A 26,633-nucleotide genomic window follows, 5' to 3' on the forward strand; every position below is an offset into this window, starting at 1 on the left:
CATGCAAGATAAAATATCAGCCTTGATGGACGGCGAGCTGGATCCTGAAGAGGCAGCGGTAGTCGTCGATCAATTCAGAAAAATGGATGGCTTACGCGAGCAATGGGCGCTTTATCATCTGATCAGCGATTCGCTGGGGCAATCCGATGTAAAACCTTTCGATATCACACGTCGCGTCGGCGCAAGATTGGCTGACGAACCGGATATACGGGCTGTGCTCGCACCGCGCTCGTCGATGAAACATAGGCCGATCGCCTACGCTGCCGCTGCCTCGATCGCGGCAGTGGCCGTCGCAGGATGGATGAGCCTGCAAACGATGCAACCTCCGGAGGTGGCGCGGCAAAATCTGGCGGAGAATAATCCGGTTCCTGCAACCGCTATTCCGGCGGTTCCGGTTGTAGTGTCGGCCCCAGCGCAAATTAACGATTACCTCCTTGCGCACCGGGAATTTTCGCCGAGTACCTCGGTGCATGGCGTAGCGCCTTATATGCGTACGTCTGCGGAATCGCACCAAAATTTTGCCAGATGACACGGGTCGCGCTGGCTACCCTATTGCTGTTATGCGCCAACGTTCAACCTGTATTTGCACAACATCCATCCAGTTCCTCCCCAGAGGCATTAAACTGGCTGCAAAAGATCGCTGCCGCGCCTCGCCAGTATAACTACGTCGGCACTTTCATTTATTCATCCGGCGACCACATCGAGACCTCTCGCATCATCCATTTCGTGAATGAGGACGGCGAGCAGGAAAGAAGCGAAGTGCTGGATGGCGCACCCCGGGAAATCATCCGTAATAATGATGAGATGAGGTGCTATCTGCCGGAAAGCAAGACCGTTGTCACTGAAAAGCGCTGGCTTCGGAAGGTTTTTCCGGCACTGCTGCCTCAGCCCCTGAATAATCTGGATGAGAGCTATATTGTCAAAAAAGGTGGGCAGGAACGCGTCAGCGATTACCTTTGCCAGGTAATCGAACTGGAACCCAGGGACGACAAGCGCTATGGCCAGAAACTATGGGTGGATATCCATACCGGCCTGCTACTTAAAGCCGCGGTAATGGATAAGGACCGCGTCGTCGAACAGTTTGTTTTTACCGCCTTGAAAATTGGCGGCAATATAGATAAAGAACTGTTGAAATCCAAATATGCCAAGAAAGCTGCCGAGTGGCGGACCACCAATCTCGTATCGTCCACGGTGGGCCGTGGCAAACTCGGCTGGCAGGTTAAAGATCCGCCTCCGGGATTCAAAAAGATCATCGAAATGAAGCGTCATCTCTCAGGAAAACCTGCGCCCGTGGGACATATCGCGTTGTCGGATGGTCTTGCCGCGGTATCGGTGTTCATCGAGCCAGTTTCCGAGGATTCCCCCCCGCCGAATGACGGGCTTTATCACAGCCGTGGTGCAATCAACATCTATAGCCGCACGGTGGCGGATAACGTCGTAACAACGGTAGGCGAAGTTCCGCCGGCCACTGTCATGCAAATCGGAAACTCGGTAAGCAGAAAGGCCGATTAGAAGCGGAGATGGAATCTCGATACCGCTTGAGTTGCATGGTGATAACGAACCACGAACCGGAAAAATGTGCTCGGAGGTCTTTGCCCAGGTTGCCTGTCATCAAGCCCGGGTATGGATAACAGCTGCGGTGAGTAAAAATGCCCCGCCTATACCGTTTGATTCCTGAGCCTGTTACGAAACCGTTTCTGGCGCGCCAGACTGAAAAGTTCGGTATGGTAGTCTTGCAGAAGCTCAGCTATTATCCCGAACGGATGGTTTATTCGCTTTTATCCTATGGAAGACAGAGAATGATACGCAAATTTATTCTGATAACGCTGATTGGATTGTCAACTGCTGTTTTCGCACAGACCCGGGAATTACCCGATTTTACCGGTCTCGTCGAAAAAGAAGGCCCTTCCGTGGTGAATATCAGTACGGTGCAAGCGCCCAGTATGATTTCCAATCAGGATTTTCAGGGAATGCCTAATATTCCCGAGGATGACCCATTTTTTGAATTTTTTCGCCGGCACATGCAGCCCTATGGCGGCGCACCCAGGGACTTCGAATCGAAATCGCTCGGTTCGGGCTTCATCATCAGTTCCGATGGTTATATCCTGACCAATGCGCACCTGGTGGATTCTGCCGATGAAATTACGGTAAAGCTTACCGACAAGCGCGAATTCCGCGCCAAGCTAATCGGCGCCGACCGAAAAACCGATATCGCGCTTCTCAAAATCGAAGCCAGCGGCTTGCCCAAGGTAACTCAAGGCGATCCGGGCAAATTGAAAGTCGGCGAATGGGTAGTGGCGATCGGCTCGCCCTTCGGCTTTGAAAACAGCGTGACCGCCGGTATCGTCAGCGCCAAGGGTCGCTCCTTGGCACAGGAAAATTTCGTACCTTTCATTCAGACGGATGTGGCAATCAATCCCGGCAATTCGGGTGGGCCATTATTCAACATGAATGGTGAAGTGGTGGGTATCAACTCCCAGATTTACAGTCGTACCGGCGGCTTCATGGGCTTGTCATTTGCCATTCCCATCGACGTAGCCACGAATATTTCAAACCAGTTGATCGCTACAGGTAAGGTGAGTCGTGGCCGGATTGGCGTACTGATCCAGGAAGTGACCAAAGAACTCGCGGAATCCTTCGGGTTGCCGAAACCTGACGGCGCGCTGGTCGCTTCCGTGCAAAAGGGCGGCCCCGCGGATAAAGCGGGAATGGAAGCGAGAGACGTCATTTTGAAGTTTGACGGTAAACCCGTGACTGCTGCAGGCGATTTACCGCGCATTGTAGGCGCCACCAAGCCAGGGTCGAAGGTGCCGGTGCAGGTTTGGCGTAATGGCGCCACCAAGGAAATGACGGTGACGGTAGACGAAACACCGCCAGATGAGAAACCAGTGGGCCGGGGCGGTAAACGGGGTAAAGCGCCGGATACATCCAATCGTATCGGGCTCAGCTTGAGCGAACTCAGCGCAGACCAGAAGAAACAGCTGGAAGTGGACAACGGTCTGCTGGTGGAAGACATGGTGCCCGGCATCGCCAGTCACGCCGGCGTTCGTCCCGGCGATGTGATTCTCAGCATTAATAATCAGGATGTTACCACTGTTGAGCAATTCAATCAGTTGCTCAACAAAACCGGAAAAGGACGTAACATCGCACTCCTGGTCAGGCGTGGCGATACCGCAACTTTCATTACGATGAAGCTCAATGGCAACGACAGCAAATAACCCGGCCGCTTCCGATACCCGTCGCGATCCATTTGGGCTGGTGGTATATAGCCGGGAGAATTGCCATCTCTGCCAGGATATGATCGCCGCCCTGCACAAATTGCAAGTGCAGCTTTCTTTTCACCTTGAAGTGGTGGATGTGGATAGTGATGAAGCGCTACGGTCGCGTTTCGGTTTGAAGGTTCCGGTACTGGTAGCGGAGGGGGAGGAAATTTGTCACTATCACCTCGATCCTGTTGCGCTTGATGCTTATTTCGCCAAAATTCGCTAGCAGTCAGTCGGACTTGAAGAACCGCAGCGAAAAAGTCACCGGATGACGACAGCCTTTAAAGGTCAATAGTTATTCCATTGGCCGAAAAAGCGGCGAAATATGAACCGGTCAGACGCTTTTGCAGCCGATTTCCTTTAAGCCCGACAGGCTGCTAGAATGCGTATTCTTGAATAATCGGGGTTGCCGGGTCCTCGCAAGACGTGCGAGGATCGATACCATACATTTTCAAGAGGGCACAGTAGTGCCCTTTTTAGTTGTTTATAATCCCGTCATTCCGATCATCATCCTCTTTGATTCCATCCCCGACTCCCTGACCGCTGATGCAGCACATTCGTAATTTCTCCATCATTGCCCATATCGACCATGGTAAATCCACCCTCGCCGATCGCATCATTCATTTGTGCGGCGGCCTGTCGGACCGTGAAATGGAGCAGCAGGTACTGGATTCCATGGACTTGGAGCGCGAGCGCGGAATTACGATCAAGGCGCAGACGGCCGCGCTGGAGTACAAATCGCGTGACGGTACTCATTATCTGCTGAACCTGATCGACACGCCGGGGCACGTCGATTTTTCCTACGAAGTATCGCGGTCGCTGGCAGCCTGTGAAGGCGCGCTACTGGTGGTGGATGCTTCGCAAGGCGTAGAAGCCCAGACCGTTGCAAATTGCTACACCGCCATCGAGCAGGGGGTGGAGGTCGTGCCGGTACTGAACAAGATCGATCTACCTGCAGCCGAACCAGCGCGCGTCATTGAAGAGATAGAGGATATTATCGGCATCGACGCCCAGGATGCGCTACATTGCAGCGCCAAGACGGGAGAGGGCGTACTGGATATCCTCGAAGCGGTTATTGCACGTATCCCGCCACCCAAAGGCGATCCTGCTGCGCCGCTGAAGGCCCTGATCATTGATTCCTGGTTCGATAACTACGTTGGTGTAGTGATGCTGGTGCGGGTACTGGATGGGATACTCAAGCCCAGAGACAGGATATTGCTGATGGCCAGCAAGACTGTCCATCTATGCGAGCAGGTCGGCGTATTCACGCCCAAGTCAAAAAATCGGGAATCTCTCAGTGCGGGCGAGGTCGGCTTTATTATTTCCGGCATCAAGGAATTGAAATCGGCCAAGGTGGGAGACACGGTAACTTTGGCGGAACGTCCCGCCAGCCAACCGCTGCTTGGCTTCAAGGAGATAAAACCCCAGGTATTTGCCGGCCTTTATCCGGTGGAATCGAACCAGTACGAGGCTTTACGCGACGCATTGGAAAAATTGAAGCTCAATGATTCATCGTTGCAGTATGAGCCAGAAACATCGCAAGCCTTGGGTTTTGGTTTCCGCTGCGGTTTTCTCGGCCTGCTGCATCTCGATATCGTGCAAGAAAGGCTGGAACGGGAATACGGCATGGATCTCATTACCACCGCCCCGACAGTCGTATATCAGATAATGATGCGCGACGGCTCCATAACTGAAATCGAGAATCCGTCAAGACTGCCTGATCTGTCGAAAATAGAGGAAATCCGCGAGCCGATCATTACTGCTACCATCCTCGTTCCACAAGAGTATGTGGGTGCGGTCATTACGCTTTGCATCAGCAAGCGCGGAACACAGAAAAACATGCAATACATGGGCAGGCAGGTGATGCTCACCTACGAAATGCCGCTGAATGAAGTCGTGATGGATTTTTTCGATAAGTTAAAATCCACAAGCCGCGGGTATGCCTCGCTGGATTACGAGTTCAAGGAATTTCGAACTTCCGATCTGGTCAAGCTGGACATTCTCATTAACGGCGAAAAGGTGGATGCACTGTCACTCATTGTGCATCGCGCCAGCAGCCAGTACCGGGGACGGGAACTCGCACAGAAAATGCGCGAATTGATTCCTCGGCAAATGTTCGATATTGCGGTACAAGCCGCCATCGGCGCACATATCATCGCGAGAGAAAGTATCAAGGCGTTGCGCAAGAACGTGCTTGCCAAGTGCTATGGCGGGGACATCAGCCGCAAACGCAAGCTGCTCGAAAAACAGAAGGCCGGAAAAAAACGAATGAAGCAGGTCGGGAATGTCGAGATTCCCCAGGAAGCCTTTCTGGCTATTCTGCAAGTGGGCGACAAATAGCAAACGATGGGCATCCGTATTGAAAAGGCCTGTATACGCCAGCCAGAGCTGTTTTTACCTTCAATACGGCGCCAAATACTATCACTTGGGGACGCGGAATGAACTTTCCTCTCATCATGCTGATACTGCTGATAGCAACCGGCGGTATCTCATTGCTCGATCGCTTCGCGCTGCGCCGCCACCGCGCGCCGGAAGCGCAGGGGCCTTGGTGGGTGGAGTATCCCAAAAGCTTTTTTCCCGTGATCCTGGTCGTCTTCTGTTTACGATCGTTTCTGGTGGAGCCTTTCAAAATCCCATCCGGCTCGATGATTCCAACCCTGTTGGTAGGGGATTTCATACTGGTGAACAAATATACTTATGGCATCCGGTTGCCAGTCGTCAACCTCAAATTATTGGACGTAAAAGAGCCGCAACGTGGCGAAGTAATGGTGTTCCGCTACCCGGAGAACCCCTCGATGGACTACATCAAACGCATCATCGGGGTTCCGGGCGATACCGTCACCTATCGCCACAAGAGGCTCGCTGTAAATGATATTCCAGTTAAAACACAGCCGGACGGGGAATATACTTATGTTGAATCCGGCCTGAATTACGTTTACAGCCGTCGGTTCAGCGAATCAGTGGGAGATCACAGTTATAGGATTCTCATCAATTCAGAAGTCCCTCCCATACAGCTTGCCGGCGTGCGTCCGTTCCCCCACCATGAGAATTGCAGCTACAATGACAATGGTTTCACCTGCAAGGTGCCTGAAGGCAATTACTTCACCATGGGCGACAACCGGGACAGCAGCAGCGATAGCCGGTACTGGGGATTTGTTCCGGAGCGCAATATTGTCGGCAAGGCATTCATGATCTGGTGGAATTTCAATGATCTCAAGCGTATCGGGTTATCGATTGACTAGCCGGGGCCAAGGTGAATCACGGCGCGTAAGTTGTACCATACGATAACGCAGCGGCAGTGCGGTCATAATCCGGATCAAGGATTGCATAAAACTTGCAGGATATGAACAGTGATGCACTTTGCCGGAAAATCGGCTATATCTTTAACCGGCCGGAACTGCTGCGCCAGGCGCTGACCCACCGCAGCCATAGCCTTCCGCACAATGAGCGCCTCGAATTTCTCGGCGATAGCGTACTCAATTGTGCCGTCGCAGGATTGATATTCAGGCATTTCCCGGCTCTTACGGAAGGTAATTTATCGCGGGTCCGAGCCAACCTGGTCAATCAGCAAGCGCTGGCCGAGCGAGCCCAGATGCTTGAATTGGGAAAGCTGATCAGATTTGGCGATGGAGAACTCAAAAGTGGCGGAGAGCGGCGCCCTTCTATTCTCGCCGACACATTGGAGGCGGTACTCGGCGCGATATACCTCGACGGAGGCTTTGCGCAAGCCGAGAAAGTCATCACAGCGCTTTTCACCCCCTTACTGAAAGGACTGGATGCGCAAACGCTGGGAAAAGACCCTAAAACGCTTCTGCAGGAATATCTTCAGAGCCTCAGGCTGGCGCTGCCGCAATATTCTGTTATCGCTACGACCGGCGAAGCTCACCAGCAGCAATTCAAAGTGGAATGCATGATTGTAAAACCCGACATTCGCACGGTGGGAGAAGGTGCCTCCAGGCGGAGCGCAGAGCAGGAAGCAGCGAAACAAGCCTATGAGCAGCTTCATTCGCGCCGTTAAGCAAACTGCGGACAGGGCAGGAAATTCCTTATTTTTTTGCGCTGCATGCTCGCTCCATCACCGGTTCTCTGTTTCTCTTTAACCATATTCCCGCATGAATATCGACCTCGACCATTCTACCGATCCCAACCATAGCAGTGGCTATGTCGCTATCGTGGGACGCCCCAACGTCGGCAAGTCGACGCTGTTGAATAGCCTCGTCGGGCAAAAGATCAGTATCACATCAAAAAAATCACAGACCACACGCCATCGCATCAACGGCATTCTTACCGACGCACGGTCCCAGTTTATTTTTGTCGATACTCCCGGTTTTCAGACTCGGCATACGAATTGTCTGAATAGCGCAATGAATCGTATCGTTACCCAGAGCCTGCGCGATGTGGATGCGGTGATATTCGTTATTGAGGCGATGCGTTTTGATGATCGCGACAAAATGGTCGTTAAGCTCCTGCCTGAAGACCGACCGGTGATTCTTGCTGTCAACAAGGTAGACCGGATGATCGATAAATCGCAAATGCTTCCCTTTCTCCAAAAAATGGCAAAGGAGTTTCCTTTCGCCGCAATCGTTCCGGTAAGTGCTGAGCGAGGAACACAGCTATCGGCACTGATAGACACGGTTCGACCATATTTGCCGCAAAACCCGCCATTGTTCAGCGAAGATGAGGTAACCGACCGCGATGAAAGATTCATCGCCGCCGAACTGGTACGTGAAAAATTGTTCAGGCTGCTGGGTGAGGAAATTCCTTATTCAACCAGCGTCGTCATCGATCAATTCAAGATGGAGGGAGAACTGCGCAAAATTGACGCCTCCATCATCGTGGACAAGGCCAATCAGAAAGCGATCATCATTGGCAAGGGCGGGGAAAAGCTCAAGCTGATCGGCACCACCGCGCGCAAGGATATGGAGGAAAATTTTGGCGGTAAAGTATATCTCAAGATCTGGGTAAAAGTTAAAAGTGGCTGGGCCGACGACGCACGGGTTTTGAAAACCCTGGGGTATGCGTAAACCCGGCTGACGAATAATGATCGCGGATAAACAGCGTCAGGACGCCCAGCCCGCATTCGTGCTGCATACTTACCCGTACCTTGAAACCAGTCTCGTGGTGGAGGCCTTCACACGCAATTTCGGGCGGGTGCCACTGGTGGCAAAGGGAGCCAAGCGTCCTAAATCCGCCTTCAGAGGTCTATTACGGGCTTTTCAGCCGCTGCAGCTCAGTTGGGGTGGAAAAACGGAACTGCGCACGCTGCATAAAGCCGAATGGCAAGCAGGCCAGATGCCGCTGCAAGGGACAGGCCTGATCTGCGGTTTTTACCTCAATGAGTTGCTGGTGCGCCTGTTGCACCGTAACGATCCGCATGAACAGCTATTCATATATTACCAGGAGGCACTGTCCGCGCTGAGCAACGGGAAAGATTACATTCCCATACTGCGGCGCTTTGAACAACGCCTGCTGCAAGAGCTCGGCTATGCCGTGACACTTGATCACGACGTCGCCTCCGGCAATCCCATCGATGCGAATAAAGATTACTGCTATGAAATCGAGCGCGGGCCGGTACCGTCAAATGGGCATCGCTGCGATCAGGGTTTGCAATTGGCCGGTAAAACGCTTCTGGACATGGAGCGGGGCGATTATTCCGACACGCTGACACGGCAACAGAGCAAAGCACTGATGCGCTATATACTCAATCACTATCTCGGCGACAAGCCGCTCCATACGCGCCAATTGCTGAAAGACCTTCAACAGCTATGATATGTTACCTGGATAATCGCTCCTGCTTGCGCCAAACTCAACGCATGTGAACGCTTGAAACCAGCAAGCCGGAGCGCTCAATACAGGAAAGCATAATGATCAACTTGAAGCGGGAAAAAATAGATGCAACCGAATATCGAGGCATTTCTTGACCCAGCGACGGGGACGCTTAGCTATATTGTCTTTGACGAGTCTGGTGGAACCTGCGCAATCATTGATCCCGTGCTGGATTACGATCACAGATCGGGCAGAACGAGTACTTTATCCGCAGATAACCTGATTGCGTTCGTGGAAAACCGGCGATTGACGGTGGAGTGGATTCTCGAGACGCATGTGCACGCCGATCATCTGACTTCAGCACATTATCTCAAGAACCAATTGGGCGGAAAAACCGGCATCGGACGTGAGGTGCCAAAAGTGCAACAGATCTTCAAGGAAATATTCAACCTGGGGCCGGAATTCATCCCGGATGGCCGCCACTTCGACCATCTCCTGGCGGATGACGAGATCTTCGAAATCGGTAAGTTGAGCGCAAAGGCAATTTCTACCCCTGGCCATACACCTGCCGACCTGTCTTATCAGTTTGGCGACGCCATCTTTGTCGGCGATACGCTCTTCATGCCCGATCTCGGTACGGCACGCGCTGATTTCCCCGGAGGGGATGCCCGCCAGCTATTTCGGTCGATACGCAAACTGCTGGAACAACCGCCGGAGACCCGGTTGTTCATGTGCCACGACTACCCACCCCCCACCCGCCAGGCCCGGTGGGAGACTACCGTCGCTGAACAGCGTGCGCGTAACATACATGTGCGCGACGGCATCTCCGAAGACAGTTTTGTCGCCATGCGCGAAGCGCGTGACGCTACGCTCGATATGCCAACGCTGCTGCTTCCATCCGTCCAGGTCAACGTGCGGGCGGGAGAAATGCCACCGCCGGAAGAGAACGGTGTTTCATATTTGAAAATACCGTTGAACGTGATCTGATAGCTGAAAATGAACACTTGCGTGATACGCTCATACCCTTTGTTCTTTGGCAATGACAGCTAATTTGTTCAATGGCTGATTTACTACCGGTATGGATAGGCGATAGGCATCATGCGAATAAAAGATACACCGCCAGCAGAACCCCCACCACGGCGATAGATACCGATAGGAATGATGTAAGCCATGGTATGGCCAGTTTGGGCAAGTCCTCCGGTGGGAGAGAACGCACGTAAAGCCTGTGATTATGGAAGGCCCCCAGGATAACTGCAGAACCAGCCAGTACAAAAATAATACCAAGCGCTTTCGAAGGCCAGTGAGGTGCCACTGCCGAAATTCCGGTTGAAGCCGCCATGAGATTCAGAAATAGCCCGAACCTGGCCACTACAAAACCGAGCGCCGCTATAGTAAGCCCTGTGCGCACCCATGCTAAAAGTGTACGTTCAGCCGCGAAGAAAACTCGTGGATCCGACATTTTTTATAGCTCGCCCTCATCCGCGCGGGTTTCCGAACGGGTCAATTTTGTAGCGACACCCTGCGCTCAAGCTGGATCTCACGCTCCTTTTACTACTGGAATCCGAATTACGCACCAAGCATGTTGTCCTTCCAATACAGTCTACTATAGTATAGTGAGTTTTTATTTGAGCATCGCCCAACGCTGGGCCTGTATAGGATCATCGGCAACCCCGGTATAAGGGCCTGGTTTGTGCCAGCAGCCAGTCGACGTCGTGTCTGGACGTCGTGTCTGCTCAAAGGTTTTTCCAGGCGTTAGATCGAGTGACTAGCGGACCGCAAGTACCCAGCTGCTGCATGCACTATCATTTCGGCAACCGCGCGCAGACGGCAATTATTGAGACAAGCAGGAATTATGATAAAACTCGGCGTTAATATTGATCACGTCGCCACGCTCCGGCAGGCGCGACGCACGTCCTACCCCGACCCTGTAGAGGCTGCGTTAATCGCAGAATCTGCCGGAGCGGATGCGATTACGCTGCATCTGCGCGAAGACCGCCGCCACATCCAGGACAGGGATGTGGAACGCTTGCGCGGCTCGCTTAAAACCCGCATGAACCTCGAAAGCGCAGTGACCGATGAAATGATCGATTTTGCACTACACATCAGACCCCATGATGTTTGCCTGGTGCCTGAAAGGCGGGAGGAACTGACAACCGAGGGCGGGCTCGATGTACTGCAGCACTTCGATCAAGTGCAACGCGCCTGCCGCGAATTGGCGGAGGCCGGCATCCGCGTATCGCTATTTATCGATGCGGATCATGCGCAGATCGAGGCAGCAGCAGACGCCGGTGCGCCGGCTATCGAAATTCATACCGGCCATTACGCCGACGCGCAAAGTACGGACGAGCAACAGCATGAGCTGGAGCGGGTTCGCATCTCGGTAGCGGCAGGCCTGCGGCAAGGGCTGAATGTCAATGCCGGCCATGGATTGCACTATCATAACGTACAACCCATTGCGGCGATGGCCGATATATCCGAGCTCAATATCGGCCATTCAATCGTGGCCCGCGCCCTATTTGTTGGTTTTGAACAGGCTGTACGGGAAATGAAAAAGCTGATGATCGAAGCGCGCAAATGATTTATGGAATCGGAACTGATCTGGTCGAGCCATCACGTATTGCGCGATTACTGGAAAAATATGGCGAGCGTTTTGCCAAAAGATTGCTGACAAATGACGAATGGCCTGACTATATCAGGAGCAGCCAGCCTGCCATGTTTCTGGCCAAGCGTTTCGCCGCCAAGGAAGCTCTTTCCAAAGCGATCGGCACCGGTATGCGCTATCCGGTAAGCTTGAACCATATCGGGATCACCCATGACAACCTGGGCAAACCGTACTTTACCTTTCATCCGGCATTGAGCGCACTCTTCACGAACAAAGGCATTACCAGCCATCATCTTTCGATTAGCGACGAGTTAAATCTTGCCTGTGCTTTTGTTATTCTGGAAAAATAGCGGCCACTTTATAATATAAATTTCTTGTATGACACAAGAAGTCTGCCAAAACACAAGAGTGGCAGCACGAACATCTCTTGCACCTTATCTTCCCGAAACTTTGAATTCATAGAGACACGTTATGTCGCTCGGCCCTGTCATGCTCGACATCGAAGGCACGCAACTTACTGCCGACGACAAGATAAAACTCCGGCACCCACTGGTCGGTGGTGTGATCTTATTTACGCGCAATTACTCATCGTTCATGCAGCTTAAGGAGCTAACCGCCGAGATTCATGCACTTCGAACTCCACCATTATTAATTGCAGTCGATCATGAGGGCGGCAGGGTACAACGTTTCAGGAAGGATTTCACGAGGCTGCCCCCCATGCGCGAACTGGGTACAATCTGGGACGTACACCCCGGCCAGGCCCGGCATCTGGCGCAGCAGGCGGGTTACGTATTGGCGGCAGAACTGCGCGCAGCGGGCGTGGATTTCAGCTTTACCCCGGTACTGGACATGGATTATGGGCAAAGCTGCGTCATCGGTGACCGTTCCTTTCATCGTAAACCGCAGGCGATCGTCGATTTGGCGCATAGTCTTATGTCCGGTCTGAAATCCGGCGGCATGGCGGCGGTGGGAAAGCACTTCCCGGGGCACGGCTATATTCAGGCGGATTCCCATATCGAAATGCCTGTCGACGAACGTTCTTACGCGGAAATCGAAGCAAATGACCTGGTCCCATTTCGCAAAATGATCGATTTCGGCCTTGCGGGCATCATGCCGTCGCATGTGGTTTATCCGAAGGTGGATATGCGCCCGGCAGGCTTTTCCGAGGTCTGGCTGAAAAACATTCTTCGCGGAGAACTTGGCTTTGAAGGATGCATTTTCAGCGATGATTTGAGCATGGAAGGCGCAACAGTTATCGGAGATGTGATGCAACGCGCACAAACAGCACTAGCGGCGGGTTGCGATATGGTCCTGGTATGCAATGATCCGGAGGCAGCGGATATATTACTGGCGGAATTACAATATGACATTGCGGCCACCAGTATTATTCGCCTCGCGCGCATGCGTGGAAAGCCCCACCCCGATTCGATCGTAAAACTGCGTGAGAACGCCAGCTTTGTTAAGGCAGTCGAGCAGATCTCAGGCATCGGAATTCACAACGGAGAATTGCCGCTCGCATAACGCATCAGGTTCCCTCTCCTTCTCCGCTACGTCGGCAGGCCATCTCGGTAGAGTTATGGTAATGGTATCTGCTGGTGTGCCTTCAATCCTCAAATAGAATATTGCGTTGCGCCCGCATAGAGAGGGCGCTGGAATTTTCCGCGCCTGGTTGAAAAAGCGGCAAATGCAACTATATTGATTGTTAAGTGCTGGTTCAATCTTTCAGCATTGGTACAACATCAACAATATGGAGGCATTATGGCTATAACCCGTTATGAACCCTGGAGCCTGTTGCATCAATTACATAGAGAGCTGGACCGCGCGCGCGAAGGCGGAGAAGGCGAAGGATCGACTGCTACCGCCGAATGGGCGCCTGCGGTCGATATCAAGGAGGACCCTGATAAATTCATTCTCCAGGCGGATCTTCCAGGAGTTAAACCGGAAGAAATCGATATCAGTATGGAAGATGGTGTCCTGACTATCAAGGGCGAAAAGAAAACCGAAGCCAAAACTGAAAAAGAAGGATACAAGCGGGTTGAGCGTACATATGGCTCATTTTACCGACGCTTTAGTTTACCCGATACCGCAAATCCAGACGCGATATCGGCAAAATCAAATCACGGGGTGCTGGAAATCGTCATCCCCAAACGTGAAGCTGTCCAGCCAAAGAAGATCAGCGTAACCTCTGCCGAGTGAGTGATTTCACGGAGTCTTCGGACTCCGTTTTTTTGATCTGAAAGGAGCAATTGCCATTAAGTTGGGTTATGGCCAGATTTCATCAGGCACTATCTGTCGTATCAAATCTCAACTGCCACCCTTTATCCTGAATCCGGCAGTTGAACGGGAACTCACCAAAAGGTGAAGCTCACAGGATACAAAGAGCCCTTTTCGGTTATAGCGCTGGTTGACGAATGAGCTGAAAAACGAGCGGTCAACCGCCAGATTCAGGTTTATGGTTGACGGTTGATGCGCACACGATAAGTCAGCGTGGCCTTGCCGTTGGCTGGAATTGATATGTTCCATTCCGCGATGCCGGAAGCTCTCTTGATGTGAGGTTGCGATTCCGAAACCATCGTCCAGTCACCTGGTACGGGTTCTCGTACAACTACTGTAACCGATTCTTTTTTTGCACTCTTCAATACAATTTGAAAAGCAGCTTCGACTACGCCATCATGGCGCCCTTCCCCACCTGATCTTTTGAAATCGGTCTGCTTTTTATCAGCAGTCACATCAAATGCTTCGCCCAATTTCAAGCGGATAGATCCATTTCCCGGCGTATGGTCGATCTGATCTTCGCCCACGAATTGCGCGTTACCCTGCGAATCTTTTTTATAAACCCGTACCGTTCCCCTGGGTAGCGGAAGACCAAGATTGTCGCCGGTATTTTGAAACTCAAGAAATACGCCAACCTTCGGTATCTGGCCGAGGTCCGCACTCTGGCTGAAGTAATAATAATCCGCTCCGGACAGCAGAAATTGCTTCGTGACGGAAATACGATTCGCAGACATCAACGCTACCTGCTTGGTCTGAGCCTCCGCCAGCGTCGTGGATCGCGGGAGCGTATAGAGATGATAATCAAGCAGCGACTCCGGCTTCATCTGCATGGCATCCGCCGCTTCCGCCATCATGCTCATCACTTTACGCTGCATTGGGGGCCGCTGACGGGCCCGGTTCAGATCACCCGCCACGAGTTGCAGTCGGGCATTCGGATAAGCCATTCCACTTTGATTGATCAGCGTAACCCAACCGTTGAAGTCGAGATGATCCTCGCGATCGCTCAATTCCGCCATGTAGTCAGCGCGCCAGGAGAGGCCCGACGTTAAATAGGAGAGTTCAAGGTTCTGTTCGCCCTGAACAGCATTGATGAGCGAGATCACCAAGGTCGGCTTATCGCGCAAGCCCTCTGGTAAACCTGGAAACGCCAGTCTGCCCGGATTGCCAGCCTCGATCCGATCGCCGAACTTGAGTACTGCCTCATTATTTGCTGCGAGTACTATAGCCGTTTCTCTGGTTTCAACACCCGTCACCGGGTTGGTGCGGATAGCGATTACTTCCTTCCCGACATACTTCTCCAGTAATTTTTCCGGCGTCAACAGATCGGAATCAAAATTCTGCTCCAGCAGCCGAAATCCGGCGGAGTGCGTCAGATTACGCAGTTGCACCGTTTCAGGGCGTATCTGACCGGAAATGTCACGCCAGGCCAGCTTGTTGAAATCCAGGCCAAGCTTGACCCGGCGCGTATCTTTCACCAGCGCCAGATCGTCGTTGTAAATAGTAACAGCCATGCCCTTTTGTTCAGCGCCAGTGATAACTTTCTCATCACTGGCGCTTCCGGAAGCCGCGACAACACCGAAGGAAGCCATTGCCAGGCTCGCGGTGGCAATTCCTGTTACGAATATTTTCAGCATTTCACCCCTTGATTCGGTTCTCTTACTCAGCAAGCTCTGTAGTGGACTTATTTCCGGTGCCGGAATACCCCTGCGCAACGCGATAATATACACGCCGCAATGGCTTACCGTCCCGAATGATCGCCAGCTCCTTTACCGGCCCTGGTTGAACGAGCGCGGGGGTAATATCGTCCACGCCTGCGATATCATGTTCGAGCTGATGAGGCTTCATGCCCACCAGTATAATCGGCCGGGTCGTCGGTGGCTCGGATGGATACCAGAAATCGTACATGGCGGCGTTCTGGCCGAACATGTTGCGCGAGCGTATGTCCATCGGCTCCTCTTTATTATAGAAAGACAGGGCGCTGGCGACCGACCACCGGCTCATTCCCACCACGATAGGCTCTTGCCCGGCCTGCTGTCGAACTGCGGCTACAACTCGTTCGACCTCCTCTGTCGCCTCTCGCCAGAAGTAGTGTTGATTAAAAACCGCGTACGGAACGCCGGGTACGCCGAGCACAACATAGTGAAGCGCGAATGCGTAGAGAAACAAACAAACACCGATGGCCGGCTTCCACGCCGCTCTGACACGGTTTGCCAAACCTCGTCTACTATCGGTTTGTCCTATCATCCACGCCATCGTGGGCAGCACCGCAAGCCATACCGGCGCCGTCCAGTGAAACTTTGGCGCCCCAAACAGGCTGAGCCAAAAAAATGCGGCGAGCGGCACGACGGTGAATATACGTATGAACAGGCGTCGCCTATGCATGTGCAGATTGTCGGCGCCATTTTTGCCCAGTAATGCCAAGTCGGCAGCCAGCATGCCGACAGGCGTTAAAACCAGTAAAATGTGGACAAACAACAATTGCAACGAAAATTGGCTGCCTATTCCCGTAGCCCGCTGCGATTGAAATCGGATCGACGCCCAGTCGTGCTGGAAATTCCAGATAATCACCGGCGAAAACAGCAGTAGCGCAAGCGCGGCGGCCAGATAGGCATGCGGACGGCGCAGCCAGCGGCGCGAAGCGGGGTCCAGGATCACAAACAGCAGCGCCGCCGGACCCAGCAGGCCCAGCGTGTATTTCGACAGGATACCCAGGCCGAACGCAATACCCATGCCCAGCCAGGCTGAACGCTCATCGGCTATCAATGCGCGTTCCATATAGTAGAGCGTGGCAGCCCAGGCGGCCAGCAGCGGTGCATCCGGCGTCATGAGTGCGGCAGGAACAAAACCAAGCGGCAACACCGCCAGCAGCATCACCGCGCGCATAGCGGTCGACTTATCGTACAGATTGCGTGCCAGCGCATACAAATAAGCCATCGTTATCAGGCCACAGCAGAACGAGCCGATCCGGACCCCGAACTCGCTGTTGCCGAAGATCGCGGTACCAAGCCAGATCAGCCATGCCACCATGGGCGGATGATCATAAAAGCTCAGGTCCATGTGCTCGGCATAGGTCCAGTAGTAAGCTTCGTCGGGAATCAGTTCGGCTGTGCCCAGATAGATCAGGCGCAACAGGACGGCAAAGGCAACGATTCCGATCGACGCGACCCGCCAGCGCACTTCCGGCGAGGGCGGATTCACGCTGACGGGAAATACGTAGAATGCGGTGCCGAAGTAGTTGATGACGGCCGTTGCGGCGATGGCCGGGAAGATGGCCAGAAACGGGGACAGGTGCCAGCCATCGATCAGCAAGGCCAGTACGCCGCCGCGCATCAGTAACGCAAACATGCCTATGGTGAGGGCGCGGCCCAACCGATTCCACCGCAGGTCGCCTGCATGATCGCGGAATGACCTTCCAGAATGGAGCGAGTAATTCACCGCCGCGGCGGTGAAGAAGCTCGTGATGTGCGCCAGGGCGAGTCCGGAACCACGACTCATGAGGAATTGAAACAGCAGCGCGTCTATGGCGACGCTCAACAATCCGACTGCGGCAAAGCGGCTGGCGGCACCGGCCGGGACGGTGCCGCCGGCCAGGGTCATGAGGCGTTGCAGGTAGGCCCACTGCGGGCGGGCTGATAATCTGGAGGTGCCGTGGGTGCGATGGGTGCCATGATGAAAGCGGATGGGCACTTCCACGACCCTGAGTTTGCCTTGGCCGGCCATGAGCAGTTCGAGCAGGAGTTCATGGCCGTGTGCGGGTTCGGCAATGGTGGCGGCCAGTTCCCGCCGGAAGGCGAAATATCCCGAGGTGGCGTCGTTTACGTCGCAGAGGGGGCGGGCAAGCCAGTTGGCGAGGCGCGAGAGCCATCGGCGCGGCAGGGGTTCTCCTTCGGTGCTGCCGCCCGCTACGTAGCGGCTGCCGATGGCGATGTCGCAGCTTCCGTCCAGTATGGGGGCAATCAGGGCGGGCAATCGTTCCGGTGGGTGGCTCAGGCCTGCATCCATCACGACGATGATATTCCCGCGCGCCGCTGTCGCGCCGGCCAGGATGGACCGGGTGAGACCGGGTTTTTCCCGGCGTTCGATTAGCCGTACATTCGCCCGTTTTTCCCAGGCACGTACTTTGGCGGGCGTGCCGTCGCTCGAGTTGTCGTCAACGACAATGATCTCGAAGTCCTCCGCCGGCAGGTCAAGCTCGTTCAGGCCCGTCAGCAAGGGGTCGATGTTGTCGGCCTCGTTGAGCGTGGGAATCACTATGGAAACTTGCGAGACGCTGGCTATAGCTGTATCAGGCAACTCAGGCGGCGTTGAGGAGGCGGGACGCAAAGACGGGAAATCGGTTGTGTCAGACAAAATTGGTCAAGATGCACGTAACTGTTATTTTTCTACGAGGTGCGCGGTGTTTCTTGCTTCAATGACGAAAACGATAGTTTCACCACGATAGTTTCACGGCACGCGGAAGCGTAGCACAATTCATAGTGGCGCGCCTCGAAGACGCTGATAATGCAGAACAGGCGGCTAAAAACCGCGGACGCAGGCGTTTTCCCCAAAATCCTTCACCCCGGCTGGTTCTGCCGTAGCGGAAACAAGAGCTGGCTCTGCCGTAGCGGAAGCAAGATCTCGTGCATACACATCTTACGGTATGCTAGTATTAATGCGGTTTAATTTTTTTTCAATCCACGCGGGGGACACTGATGAAAAATATACTGAAATCGTTACTGCTATTATCTGCAACGCTATTCTTTTCTTCTCAGGCTGCGGCGGAGGACGGCTATTTCAAAGGCGTAGGCATCAAGCTCGGGCATGGCGCCATGAACGCCGTAACAGGCGTGGTGGAAGTTCCGAGAAATATGCTGTATGAGTCCAATGACAAGGGCATCGGTTATGGCCTCACCACTGGATTGTTCAAGGGTATTGGATATGGGGTCGGCCGTACGGCTGCCGGCTTTATAGATCTTGCCACGTTCTTCCTTCCGAGCAAGCCGATAATCGCACCTGGTTATGTGTGGGAAAACTTCACGACCGAACCAACCCACTTCCGGCCATGGAGGTAGAAATTATATAATTTCGAAGCAGACTTGTTCGCCCGTCTGTCATTTTATAAAAAGGGAGCATGGACTCCCTTTTTATTTGCCCATCCGGAATCAATTCGGTTACCGAATGATAGTTCCATACCTGATTCAGTATCGCAAGAATAATAAACTGCGGCAGAAAATACGCCGAAAGCGTTAATTTTTGGAATGCCGTGCACATATCTTTCAGCGGTATGCTAGTATTAAACTTGATTTAATTTGTTAATCTACTTAAGGGAGGTATCGATGAAAAATATGTTGAAACCGCTGCTGCTGCTATCTGCGCTGTTGTTCTTTTCACCTCAGGCCGCGATGGCTGATACTTACATCGAAAACGTAGGTGATAAACTCGCTCATGGCGTTGCGAATACCATAACAGGCATAGGGGAAGTTCCGAAGAACATGATAATGACGACCAATGAAAAAGGTATCGGTTACGGACTTACCGCTGGATTGGCGTCGGGAATCATATATGGAATTGGCCGTACATTGACGGGCGTTGTAGACTTGGTGACTTTCATTATTCCGACCAAGCCCATAATTTACCCCGATTTTATCTGGAAGGAATTCGAGACCAAGCATACGCACTTCCATCCGGAATGGAAGTTACAAAAATAATAGGTTTTGCCCATTTGCCATTTCATAAAAAGGGAGCCATCGCTCCCTTTTTATATGGTGGGATCAATGCGATCAGCATGAACATCACAATTGCACATACGGCAGCCCCGATGTTCCACGGGTAAATCCTTGCATATCAGCGGACTCCGCCGCATGTCCCCACCTCTGAGTTCGCCCACGAACTATCCCTGGGCGATGTATACAGCCAAAGGCGGGAAATTTCTTGAAGCATAATCGTGAATCCGGTAGTTGACCGCTCATTTTTCAGCTCATTTGCAAACTAAAGGCTATGACCGAAAAGGATTTTTTGTACCCGTGAGCTTTACCTCTTCGGTGAGTTCGCTACGGGACGGATTCAGGATAATGTTTTAACAGGCATTGCCACTACACCTCAGCGGTATGCTAGTATTACGCGGGATTTAATTTGTTCCACTTTTGGGGGGTATCGATGAAACGTATACTGAAACCGTTGTTGCTGCTATCCGCATTGTTATTCTTTTCGCCTCAGGCGGCGGTCGCCGCCAACTATGCTGTGGATGCCGGCGACAAGCTTGCGCATGGCATGGCGAACCTGGTAACAGGCATAGGAGAAGTTCCAAAGAATATGGTAATGACGACCAATGAAAAAGGTATTGGTTATGGACTTACGACTGGGGTGTTTTCCGGAATCGTATCCGGGATTGGCCGATCGTTGACCGGCATCGTCGATCTGGTGACGTTCTACGTTCCGACCGAGCCGATAATCACACCTGGCTATGTCTGGCAGGACTTTGACACCAAGGAAACGCGCTTCGACAGCAAATGGAAGGCCAAAGAATACTAGCTTTGGACACAGGCCTATCCGTCTACCATTTCAAAAAGGGAGCCATTGGCTCCCTTTTTTTGTATATTGGAATCAATGCGGGTAGCATGGTTAATTCGCTATAGATGTATGTGCCGCCTATACAGCAATTGCGATTGACTCCTCTGGAGGCAGGCAGTGATGAATCATAATATTCTTGCACGCCGGCCCGACGATTTGAACGTTGGCTGGGCTCAGCGTGTCATTAACAAACATCATTCCCGTACAATCGTATCGAACGTGAATATTGTTTCTGTCGATATCGGCACGACCACGCGAATTCGTCTCGCAATTGAGCACAATGGACCTGCAGCACTGCCTAGACAGTGGTTCGTAAAACTGCCATCGCTGACGTGGCGCGCACGAATGATCACCGCTTTGCCAAGATTGTTACATACAGAGGTGCGCTTCTATAATGAAGCCGCTCAAGCCATACCCATCGCGATACCCGGTCTATTGGCGGCACAGAGCATGCTGGGGAAAGGTTCGACGCTGGTTCTGAGCGACGTAACAGAATCCGGCGCGATTGCCGGGCATACCGGCGATGCCCTGACGGCGGCACAGGCTACGCTCGTTATTGAACAGCTTGCCCGCATTCATGCTCATTTCTGGGAAAAAGCCGATCTCGCGCGAACTTATCACTGGCTGGCGGCGCCGGTGCGCCGCCTGGAAGATCATCTGGGCACCGCCCTGGCTGTTCCATTGATGAAACGAGGATTGCATCGGGCTGGAAAACTCATCCCTTCGACTCTTTATCCACTGGCCGTTCGCTATGCGCGAAATCGCCACCAGGTAATGCGTTTTCTTTCTAACGCGCCGCAAACACTCGTTCATCATGATTGCCATCCCGGCAATCTATTCTGGAACCAGTCTCGACCTGGCCTTCTTGATTGGCAGCTTGTACGCTTCGGGGAAGGTATAGGGGACGTTGCCTATTTTCTTGCGACTGCGCTTGATCCGGAAATCCGGCGAGCTCACGAGATGAAGCTTTTGTCGGTTTATATACAGGGGCTCAGAGATAACGGAATCACAGGCATCGATAACGCTGGTCTATTGCAGAGATATCGCGCCCACCTTATCTATCCCTTTGAAGCAATGGTTGTGTCACTCGCCGTCGGTGGAATGATAAAGCTGGAAGCCAATCAAGAACTCATCCGCCGGACAGTGGCTGCTGTAGATGACCTCGCTGTCTTTTCCGCCATTCCGATATGAAGCGGCCGCTTTCAGGAAATCCGGCAGATTGACAGGTATTGTGCCGCACCGTAAGTCGGCACATTCTCCGTCAATCTCCATGTGCATTACTCTCATTTCCAACGAGAGAATCAGCACCTCGTAGCGCCTGAAATTGTGCCCGCTATCGATGCGCCTCGCCAGGCTGTACCGTACCCGATACATGTGTTCAAGCTGTGCACGCATTTTGTAAATTGCGTTACACTGTACGGCTTCCGATCCCACCTTCAACTCGTCTTTCAATCATAGGTGTTCGCTTCAGGAAAACATCATGAACGATATTCTCAAAGCCAGGCTTGACGCAATTGACGCTGATTGTGAAATCACCGCAAAAATGGAACTCGACACGCTATCCGAGGCTGCTCTCCATGACAATAACAATACAAAAAACAGCGTGCCGTCTCCGCAGGCGATCGAGGCTGTCTGGCTCAAGCTCATCGCCAGGAAAGAACACGAGTTTATCGATGAAATCGCCCGGACTCTGAAGCCAAAATCCGCTGGTGGATCTACTATCCAGTCTGTTGTTCCGGATAAGGAATTTGTGTCTACCGTTGAGGCAGTGGTGGACGCCATGTTCGCGGAGGATCGGTATGTGGATCGAATGCGGGATTTCTATCACCTGGCGGCCAGAAAGGTGCCTGTGGATGAGCCCGCCTCCCCCAGGCAGGCAAAACGGCCGGACCTCATCGATACCGCATACCGAACCGGCATCCAGAATGCGCTACGCCGATCACGGCAAACCGTCCTTAGGGAATTCGACTTGTATAAACCGCTCAAGGCACCGGAAAATACCGGTTTCCTATCGGAGTGGCGCCATTACTCCACCTTGAGCCCATGGAGGTCCCTCGGCGCAATCGTAATGTTGAGTTTAATGTCCTATCTTATCGCTTTTATCATCGCAAGCGACTCATTCCGTGGATTGCTCGAACGCTTTGGCTGGTCCCCCGGAACCGGACTTTAGCACTCGGTATCGAGTGAGTTGAAGAAATCGGCGCTCTACTCACATTGAGTTTAAATCCATGATGGCATCGATAACCATACCGGTACCTGCTGCTATCAAAAGAATGTCCGCTGCGACACGCACATAGCGGTAACTCGGCCCAGGCGCGCCCAATTGCATGATCAGGTGAGGTGGGAGATCATAAAACACCACATTCCGGGGCAAGGCGCGTCCCACTCCCCATTTTCTTGCTTGTCCGGGCGGCATGCAACCGTTGTACTTCTTGGCCAAGCCCGGCGGACAGCGGCCGCTCTGAAAGCGGGGACCATAGTAATCGAGGATAACAGCGCGTTGCCTCGAGTCAAAACTACCCGGCAGAACACGCATTCCATGAGATCGATAATTCTGATTCTTGCCCTTGTTCCAATTTTTTTCCTTTTGATGGCGATGTTGATTTGCCTTATGATCGCCTCCCCCCTTCTCGGCAGATACGGGTATGGAGATGCAGAATATCGAAAGCGCCATGGCCGAAACAAAAAACTTCAAAAGTGCTTTATACATGATCTGTACCTTGGAAACTATGAGCTTGGCCGGGGAGTATCGAGCTGATCCAGCAACCACCCGTCCAGCTTTGGACGCAATTCATCAAGTGAACAATAACCCGTGTTGAGCAGGCGGTAATCCGCCCCGCTCTGCCCGATTACAGTGGGAAAGCCATGCACGCCCCACTGACTTGCCTTTTGGAAATGTTCAAGCGTCAGGCGCTTCGCGATATCGGACTCGAACGCCTGCCCGAACTGCTGGGCATCTATTCCCACCCTCGCGGCGAGCTGTGACAGCACAATGGAGTTCGTCACATCCTGCTGCTCGACGTAGAACGCGGATTGCACTATCTTGAAAAAAGAAAAGATCGCTTCGCGGTTGATCAAGGATACGGCAATCACCGCGCGGCTGGCGGGTTCGGTGTCGTAAACAAACCCTTCGGGCATCGCGCCTTCGAACCGGAATGGCTGCGCAGTCTGTTGCTGCACCGCGCGCCAATGGTGGAGTATCTGTTCACGTTGCGCCGAGGGCATTGGATGTTGCGTCCCTGGCCGCAAACCACCCAGTAATAGCTCTACTTCAAACCGGCTTCCATACTCACGCCGAATCGCTTCGATTACCGGAGAGAAGCCCCAGCACCATGAACACATGGGGTCAGCGACATACCAGAGCTTTCTTTCATTCATAGCGGACGAGATCCTTCCATTCTTGTCGTGCAAAATGGAAAATAGTCAGCCTGCGTCAGGCTTGGCCACCTATGGATAAGTTGTGCAGGCTGAGCTCAACCGGTGCATCAACCAGCCCCGATATGCCTCGTGAAATTATGCAGCGGCGCGCGAAGCTTTCTTGCGTTCGTGTTCCTGCAGGAAACGCTTGCGAATGCGAATGGTCTTGGGCGTAATCTCCACCAATTCATCATCAGCGATGAATTCAATCGCGGACTCGAGAGTGAGCTGGATCGGCGGTGTCAGGGTCACGGCTTCGTCAGTTCCGGATGCGCGAATGTTGGTCAACTGCTTGCCCTTTATCGGGTTGACAACAAGATCATTATCGCGGCTGTGAATGCCGATCACCATTCCTTCGTACAGACGATCCCCTGGACTAACAAACATACGTCCGCGCTCCTGCAATTTCCAAAGTGCATACGCCACGGCTTCCCCCTGCTCGGCGGAAATCAGTACCCCGTTTCGGCGTGCAGCTATTTCCGGCCGCATCGGCGCGTATTCGTCGAATACGTGGCTCATCAGACCTGTACCGCGTGTCATGGTCATGAAGTCGGATTGGAAGCCGATCAAACCCCGCGCAGGAATACGATAATCCAGCCTCACACGTCCGCGCTCATCCGAGACCATGTCCTGCAAATCGCCGCGGCGCGCGCCCAGCGCCTCCATTACTCCACCTTGATGAGTTTCTTCAACATCGACGGTGAGCATTTCAAATGGCTCGCATTTAACACCGTCAATTTCACGAATCACTACGTGTGGACGCGATACTGCAAGCTCATAGCCTTCGCGACGCATGCTTTCCAGCAAAATGGTTAGGTGCAACTCGCCCCGCCCGGAAACCAGAAACGAGTCGGTATCGTCCGTTTCTTCCAGCTTCATCGCGACATTGGTCAGCAGCTCTTTTTCAAGGCGCTCGCGCAATTGACGGCTGGTGACAAACTTGCCTTCCTTCCCGGCAAAAGGCGATGTATTCACCTGAAAGTTCATCGTCAGCGTAGGCTCGTCCACAGCACGCATCGGCAGCGCTTCGGGCCGGTCGATATCGGCCAGCGTCACCCCGATACTGAGTTCCTCGACACCATTGATCAGAACGATATCGCCCGCCATGGCTTCTTCCAACTGGACTCGCTCGATACCGCGAAAACCCAGAACCTGGTTGACCCTGACCTTCTTCGGCGCACTCGATCCGTCCAGCACCAACACATCCTGGGCGGGCCTGAGCCGTCCACGGCTGATGCGGCCAATACCGATACGCCCGACGAAACTGGAATAATCAAGCGCAGCAATCTGCAATTGCAGCGGTTCGTCGGGGTTGCCTTCGGGCGCCGGGACGTGCTTGAGTATGGTATCGAAAAGCGGACGCATATCGGCACCGGTCTGCTTCAGGTCCAGCATGGCATAGCCGTTGAGCGCAGAGGCGTAAACCACTGGAAAATCCAGCTGGTCTTCATTTGCGCCCAGTTTGTCGAACAAGTCGAAGGTATGATTCACCACCCAGTCGGGACGCGCACCGGGACGGTCGACCTTATTGACGACGACTATAGGGCGAAGCCCCAGCGCCAGTGCTTTCTTTGTGACAAAACGGGTCTGCGGCATGGGGCCTTCAACCGCATCGACCAGCAGCAGCACGCCATCCACCATGGATAGCACCCGCTCCACCTCACCGCCAAAATCGGCATGGCCGGGTGTATCGACAATATTGATGTGCACGCCCTGGTAATCCACAGCGCAATTCTTGGCGAGGATCGTGATACCGCGCTCACGCTCGATATCGCTTGAATCCATCACCCGATCGGCAATATGCTGATGCGCGGCAAAAGAGCCTGCCTGATGCAGCAATTTATCCACCATGGTGGTCTTGCCGTGATCGACGTGGGCGATAATAGCGATATTTCGTATGGAACGGGACATTGGTAAATCCTCAGTCGGAACGACAAAAGGGCAGCATTATATCAGATAGCCAAGGAACTCGCCTGTATCATTGTACGGCCGAATCCCTTCACCGTCACAAGACGAAGACCGGAGGTGGATTATAAAAAAGATACCTCTGATGGTAACAGACAAACCCCGGAAGAACCGGGGTTTGTCTGACAATGCTGCCCTGCCGCGACCATTTCGTGCCTGACTTCCACTGTCTTTGTTTGTCCTGTACAGCTGTCCTTGGCACCTTTCAGGCAGGCGTTTCTTTTCTTTTCTTACTTGGCCGCAGGCTTGTCATCTTGCCGAATCTGGGTGGGGCCAGTGATCGAAATATCCTTGCGGATTACGCGCATGTCAATGAGGCTGTCGACTTTCGACAAATCATCCGTCGACCTGAACGCACCCGCTTTTGAGCGATAATCAATGATTGCCTTGGCTCTGGGAGCGGTGATACCTGGAAGAGTCCGAAGCTCGGCCTCGGTAGCAGTGTTGATGTTAACGACCGCGTGGGCGCCGGTAAGCGGTAACGCGGTTACAAGCAAAGTGACAATGGTGATAAGTAATTTTCGCATGGATTTTCCTTTAGATTAAAAAAAGAACAACACTCAACTCTTCATCGAAGTACTTTGAAAGGCTGGTATTTTGGGGGAAACAATAAATGAAAAAGGTCCCGGACGGAGAATATCAGCAATTCGCGCAATTCGCGCTTTCCTTGCTTAATTTTTTTTAAAGATATGAAAAGCATCAGATTGCCATTTTCGAAACTAAAGCATATTCCGGGCCATGACAATAAACACTGACGAATATCACCTCTACACGCCCCTTGCTGGAAATCGTCGTTC

General features: G+C 52.9%; 26 protein-coding genes. 19 read left to right on the plus strand and 7 right to left on the minus strand.

The features are described from left to right. The first annotated feature begins 1 nt into the window (after position 1). The 10 genes from KJS40_RS09300 (at position 2) to KJS40_RS09345 (ending at position 10,016) form a co-directional block, all read left to right on the plus strand. Positions 2-529 carry a sigma-E factor negative regulatory protein gene (locus tag KJS40_RS09300; RefSeq protein ID WP_213537243.1) on the plus strand — a complete coding sequence of 176 codons (528 nt, stop codon included), beginning with the start codon at positions 2-4 and terminating at the stop codon, positions 527-529. Then, positions 526-1,512, plus strand: coding sequence for a MucB/RseB C-terminal domain-containing protein (locus KJS40_RS09305; protein ID WP_213537244.1), 987 nt, complete (start codon positions 526-528; stop codon positions 1,510-1,512). Before KJS40_RS09300 ends, KJS40_RS09305 begins: the two co-directional genes overlap by 4 nt. 287 nt (positions 1,513-1,799) lie before the next feature. Then, a complete protein-coding gene (locus KJS40_RS09310; protein WP_213539795.1) occupies positions 1,800-3,218 on the plus strand; it encodes a DegQ family serine endoprotease in 1,419 nt (472 codons plus the stop codon). Beyond that, a complete protein-coding gene (locus KJS40_RS09315) occupies positions 3,199-3,489 on the plus strand; it encodes a glutaredoxin family protein (protein ID WP_213537245.1) in 291 nt (96 codons plus the stop codon). Before KJS40_RS09310 ends, KJS40_RS09315 begins: the two co-directional genes overlap by 20 nt. A gap of 317 nt (positions 3,490-3,806) precedes the next feature. Continuing rightward, positions 3,807-5,603, plus strand: a complete 1,797-nt coding sequence (gene lepA / locus KJS40_RS09320) for a translation elongation factor 4 (protein ID WP_213539796.1) — start codon at positions 3,807-3,809, stop codon at positions 5,601-5,603. A gap of 98 nt (positions 5,604-5,701) precedes the next feature. Next, entirely contained in the window at positions 5,702-6,505 is an 804-nt protein-coding gene (lepB, locus tag KJS40_RS09325; RefSeq protein ID WP_090456454.1) for a signal peptidase I, read from the plus strand. Between the two features lie 101 nt (positions 6,506-6,606). Then, positions 6,607-7,281, plus strand: coding sequence for a ribonuclease III (rnc, locus tag KJS40_RS09330; protein WP_213537246.1), 675 nt, complete (start codon positions 6,607-6,609; stop codon positions 7,279-7,281). 94 nt (positions 7,282-7,375) lie between these two features. Beyond that, positions 7,376-8,287, plus strand: coding sequence for a GTPase Era (era, locus tag KJS40_RS09335; protein WP_090456509.1), 912 nt, complete (start codon positions 7,376-7,378; stop codon positions 8,285-8,287). A 16-nt stretch (positions 8,288-8,303) separates the two neighbouring features. Further along, the gene (gene recO, locus KJS40_RS09340) at positions 8,304-9,032 is read left to right on the plus strand and encodes a DNA repair protein RecO (protein WP_213537247.1); all 729 of its coding nucleotides are present in this window, start codon (positions 8,304-8,306) and stop codon (positions 9,030-9,032) included. 123 nt (positions 9,033-9,155) lie between these two features. Beyond that, positions 9,156-10,016 carry an MBL fold metallo-hydrolase gene (locus tag KJS40_RS09345; protein WP_213537248.1) on the plus strand — a complete coding sequence of 287 codons (861 nt, stop codon included), beginning with the start codon at positions 9,156-9,158 and terminating at the stop codon, positions 10,014-10,016. A 109-nt stretch (positions 10,017-10,125) separates the two neighbouring features. On the opposite strand, the gene KJS40_RS09350 is transcribed toward KJS40_RS09345, so the two are convergent. Then, positions 10,126-10,488, minus strand: coding sequence for a DUF202 domain-containing protein (locus KJS40_RS09350; protein ID WP_213537249.1), 363 nt, complete (start codon positions 10,486-10,488; stop codon positions 10,126-10,128). 393 nt (positions 10,489-10,881) lie between these two features. Here KJS40_RS09350 and pdxJ point away from each other — a divergent pair, with 393 nt between their 5' ends. From pdxJ to KJS40_RS09370, 4 genes are all read left to right on the plus strand, one after another. Next, the gene (gene pdxJ / locus KJS40_RS09355; protein ID WP_213537250.1) at positions 10,882-11,607 is read left to right on the plus strand and encodes a pyridoxine 5'-phosphate synthase; all 726 of its coding nucleotides are present in this window, start codon (positions 10,882-10,884) and stop codon (positions 11,605-11,607) included. Next, on the plus strand, positions 11,604-11,981 hold the full coding sequence (acpS, locus tag KJS40_RS09360) for a holo-ACP synthase (RefSeq protein ID WP_213537251.1): 378 nt from the start codon (positions 11,604-11,606) through the stop codon (positions 11,979-11,981). The genes pdxJ and acpS overlap by 4 nt, the downstream gene beginning before the upstream one ends. Positions 11,982-12,102: 121 nt before the next feature. Further along, positions 12,103-13,152 (plus strand): beta-N-acetylhexosaminidase, encoded by a 1,050-nt coding sequence (gene nagZ, locus KJS40_RS09365; protein ID WP_213537252.1) that lies wholly within the window; start codon positions 12,103-12,105, stop codon positions 13,150-13,152. Between the two features lie 237 nt (positions 13,153-13,389). Next, the gene (locus KJS40_RS09370) at positions 13,390-13,827 is read left to right on the plus strand and encodes an Hsp20/alpha crystallin family protein (RefSeq protein ID WP_025040222.1); all 438 of its coding nucleotides are present in this window, start codon (positions 13,390-13,392) and stop codon (positions 13,825-13,827) included. A gap of 254 nt (positions 13,828-14,081) precedes the next feature. Here the strand turns inward: KJS40_RS09370 and KJS40_RS09375 are convergent, their stop codons facing one another. Further along, positions 14,082-15,539 carry a DUF4139 domain-containing protein gene (locus KJS40_RS09375; RefSeq protein ID WP_213537253.1) on the minus strand — a complete coding sequence of 486 codons (1,458 nt, stop codon included), beginning with the start codon at positions 15,537-15,539 and terminating at the stop codon, positions 14,082-14,084. Between the two features lie 22 nt (positions 15,540-15,561). Beyond that, positions 15,562-18,198: a glycosyltransferase family 39 protein gene (locus tag KJS40_RS09380; protein WP_244859526.1), complete on the minus strand. Its 2,637-nt coding sequence runs from the start codon at positions 18,196-18,198 to the stop codon at positions 15,562-15,564. Between the two features lie 398 nt (positions 18,199-18,596). Between KJS40_RS09380 and KJS40_RS09385 the strand changes: the two genes are divergently transcribed. From KJS40_RS09385 to KJS40_RS09405, 5 genes are all read left to right on the plus strand, one after another. Further along, entirely contained in the window at positions 18,597-18,956 is a 360-nt protein-coding gene (locus tag KJS40_RS09385; protein WP_213537254.1) for an exosortase system-associated protein, TIGR04073 family, read from the plus strand. Positions 18,957-19,220: 264 nt separating this feature from the next. After that, positions 19,221-19,592 (plus strand): exosortase system-associated protein, TIGR04073 family, encoded by a 372-nt coding sequence (locus tag KJS40_RS09390; protein WP_213537255.1) that lies wholly within the window; start codon positions 19,221-19,223, stop codon positions 19,590-19,592. Positions 19,593-20,040: 448 nt separating this feature from the next. Continuing rightward, positions 20,041-20,415: an exosortase system-associated protein, TIGR04073 family gene (locus KJS40_RS09395; protein ID WP_213537256.1), complete on the plus strand. Its 375-nt coding sequence runs from the start codon at positions 20,041-20,043 to the stop codon at positions 20,413-20,415. A gap of 159 nt (positions 20,416-20,574) precedes the next feature. After that, positions 20,575-21,645, plus strand: a complete 1,071-nt coding sequence (locus tag KJS40_RS09400; protein WP_213537258.1) for an aminoglycoside phosphotransferase family protein — start codon at positions 20,575-20,577, stop codon at positions 21,643-21,645. Positions 21,646-21,934: 289 nt separating this feature from the next. Then, on the plus strand, positions 21,935-22,624 hold the full coding sequence (locus KJS40_RS09405; protein WP_213537260.1) for a hypothetical protein: 690 nt from the start codon (positions 21,935-21,937) through the stop codon (positions 22,622-22,624). 39 nt (positions 22,625-22,663) lie between these two features. Here KJS40_RS09405 and KJS40_RS09410 read toward each other — a convergent pair whose 3' ends face one another. The 4 genes from KJS40_RS09410 to KJS40_RS09425 all read right to left on the minus strand — a co-directional run bounded on the left by KJS40_RS09410 (position 22,664) and on the right by KJS40_RS09425 (position 26,363). Then, entirely contained in the window at positions 22,664-23,164 is a 501-nt protein-coding gene (locus tag KJS40_RS09410; RefSeq protein WP_213537262.1) for a hypothetical protein, read from the minus strand. Between the two features lie 17 nt (positions 23,165-23,181). Further along, positions 23,182-23,832: a DsbA family protein gene (locus tag KJS40_RS09415; RefSeq protein ID WP_213537264.1), complete on the minus strand. Its 651-nt coding sequence runs from the start codon at positions 23,830-23,832 to the stop codon at positions 23,182-23,184. A 135-nt stretch (positions 23,833-23,967) separates the two neighbouring features. Next, positions 23,968-25,782, minus strand: coding sequence for a translational GTPase TypA (gene typA / locus KJS40_RS09420; protein WP_213537271.1), 1,815 nt, complete (start codon positions 25,780-25,782; stop codon positions 23,968-23,970). 284 nt (positions 25,783-26,066) lie between these two features. After that, positions 26,067-26,363 (minus strand): helix-hairpin-helix domain-containing protein, encoded by a 297-nt coding sequence (locus KJS40_RS09425; RefSeq protein ID WP_213537273.1) that lies wholly within the window; start codon positions 26,361-26,363, stop codon positions 26,067-26,069. Between the last annotated feature and the right edge of the window lie 270 nt (positions 26,364-26,633).

Origin of the sequence: Nitrosospira sp. NRS527 (genome assembly GCF_018406445.1) — a bacterium.
GTDB classification, from domain to species: domain Bacteria; phylum Pseudomonadota; class Gammaproteobacteria; order Burkholderiales; family Nitrosomonadaceae; genus Nitrosospira; species Nitrosospira briensis.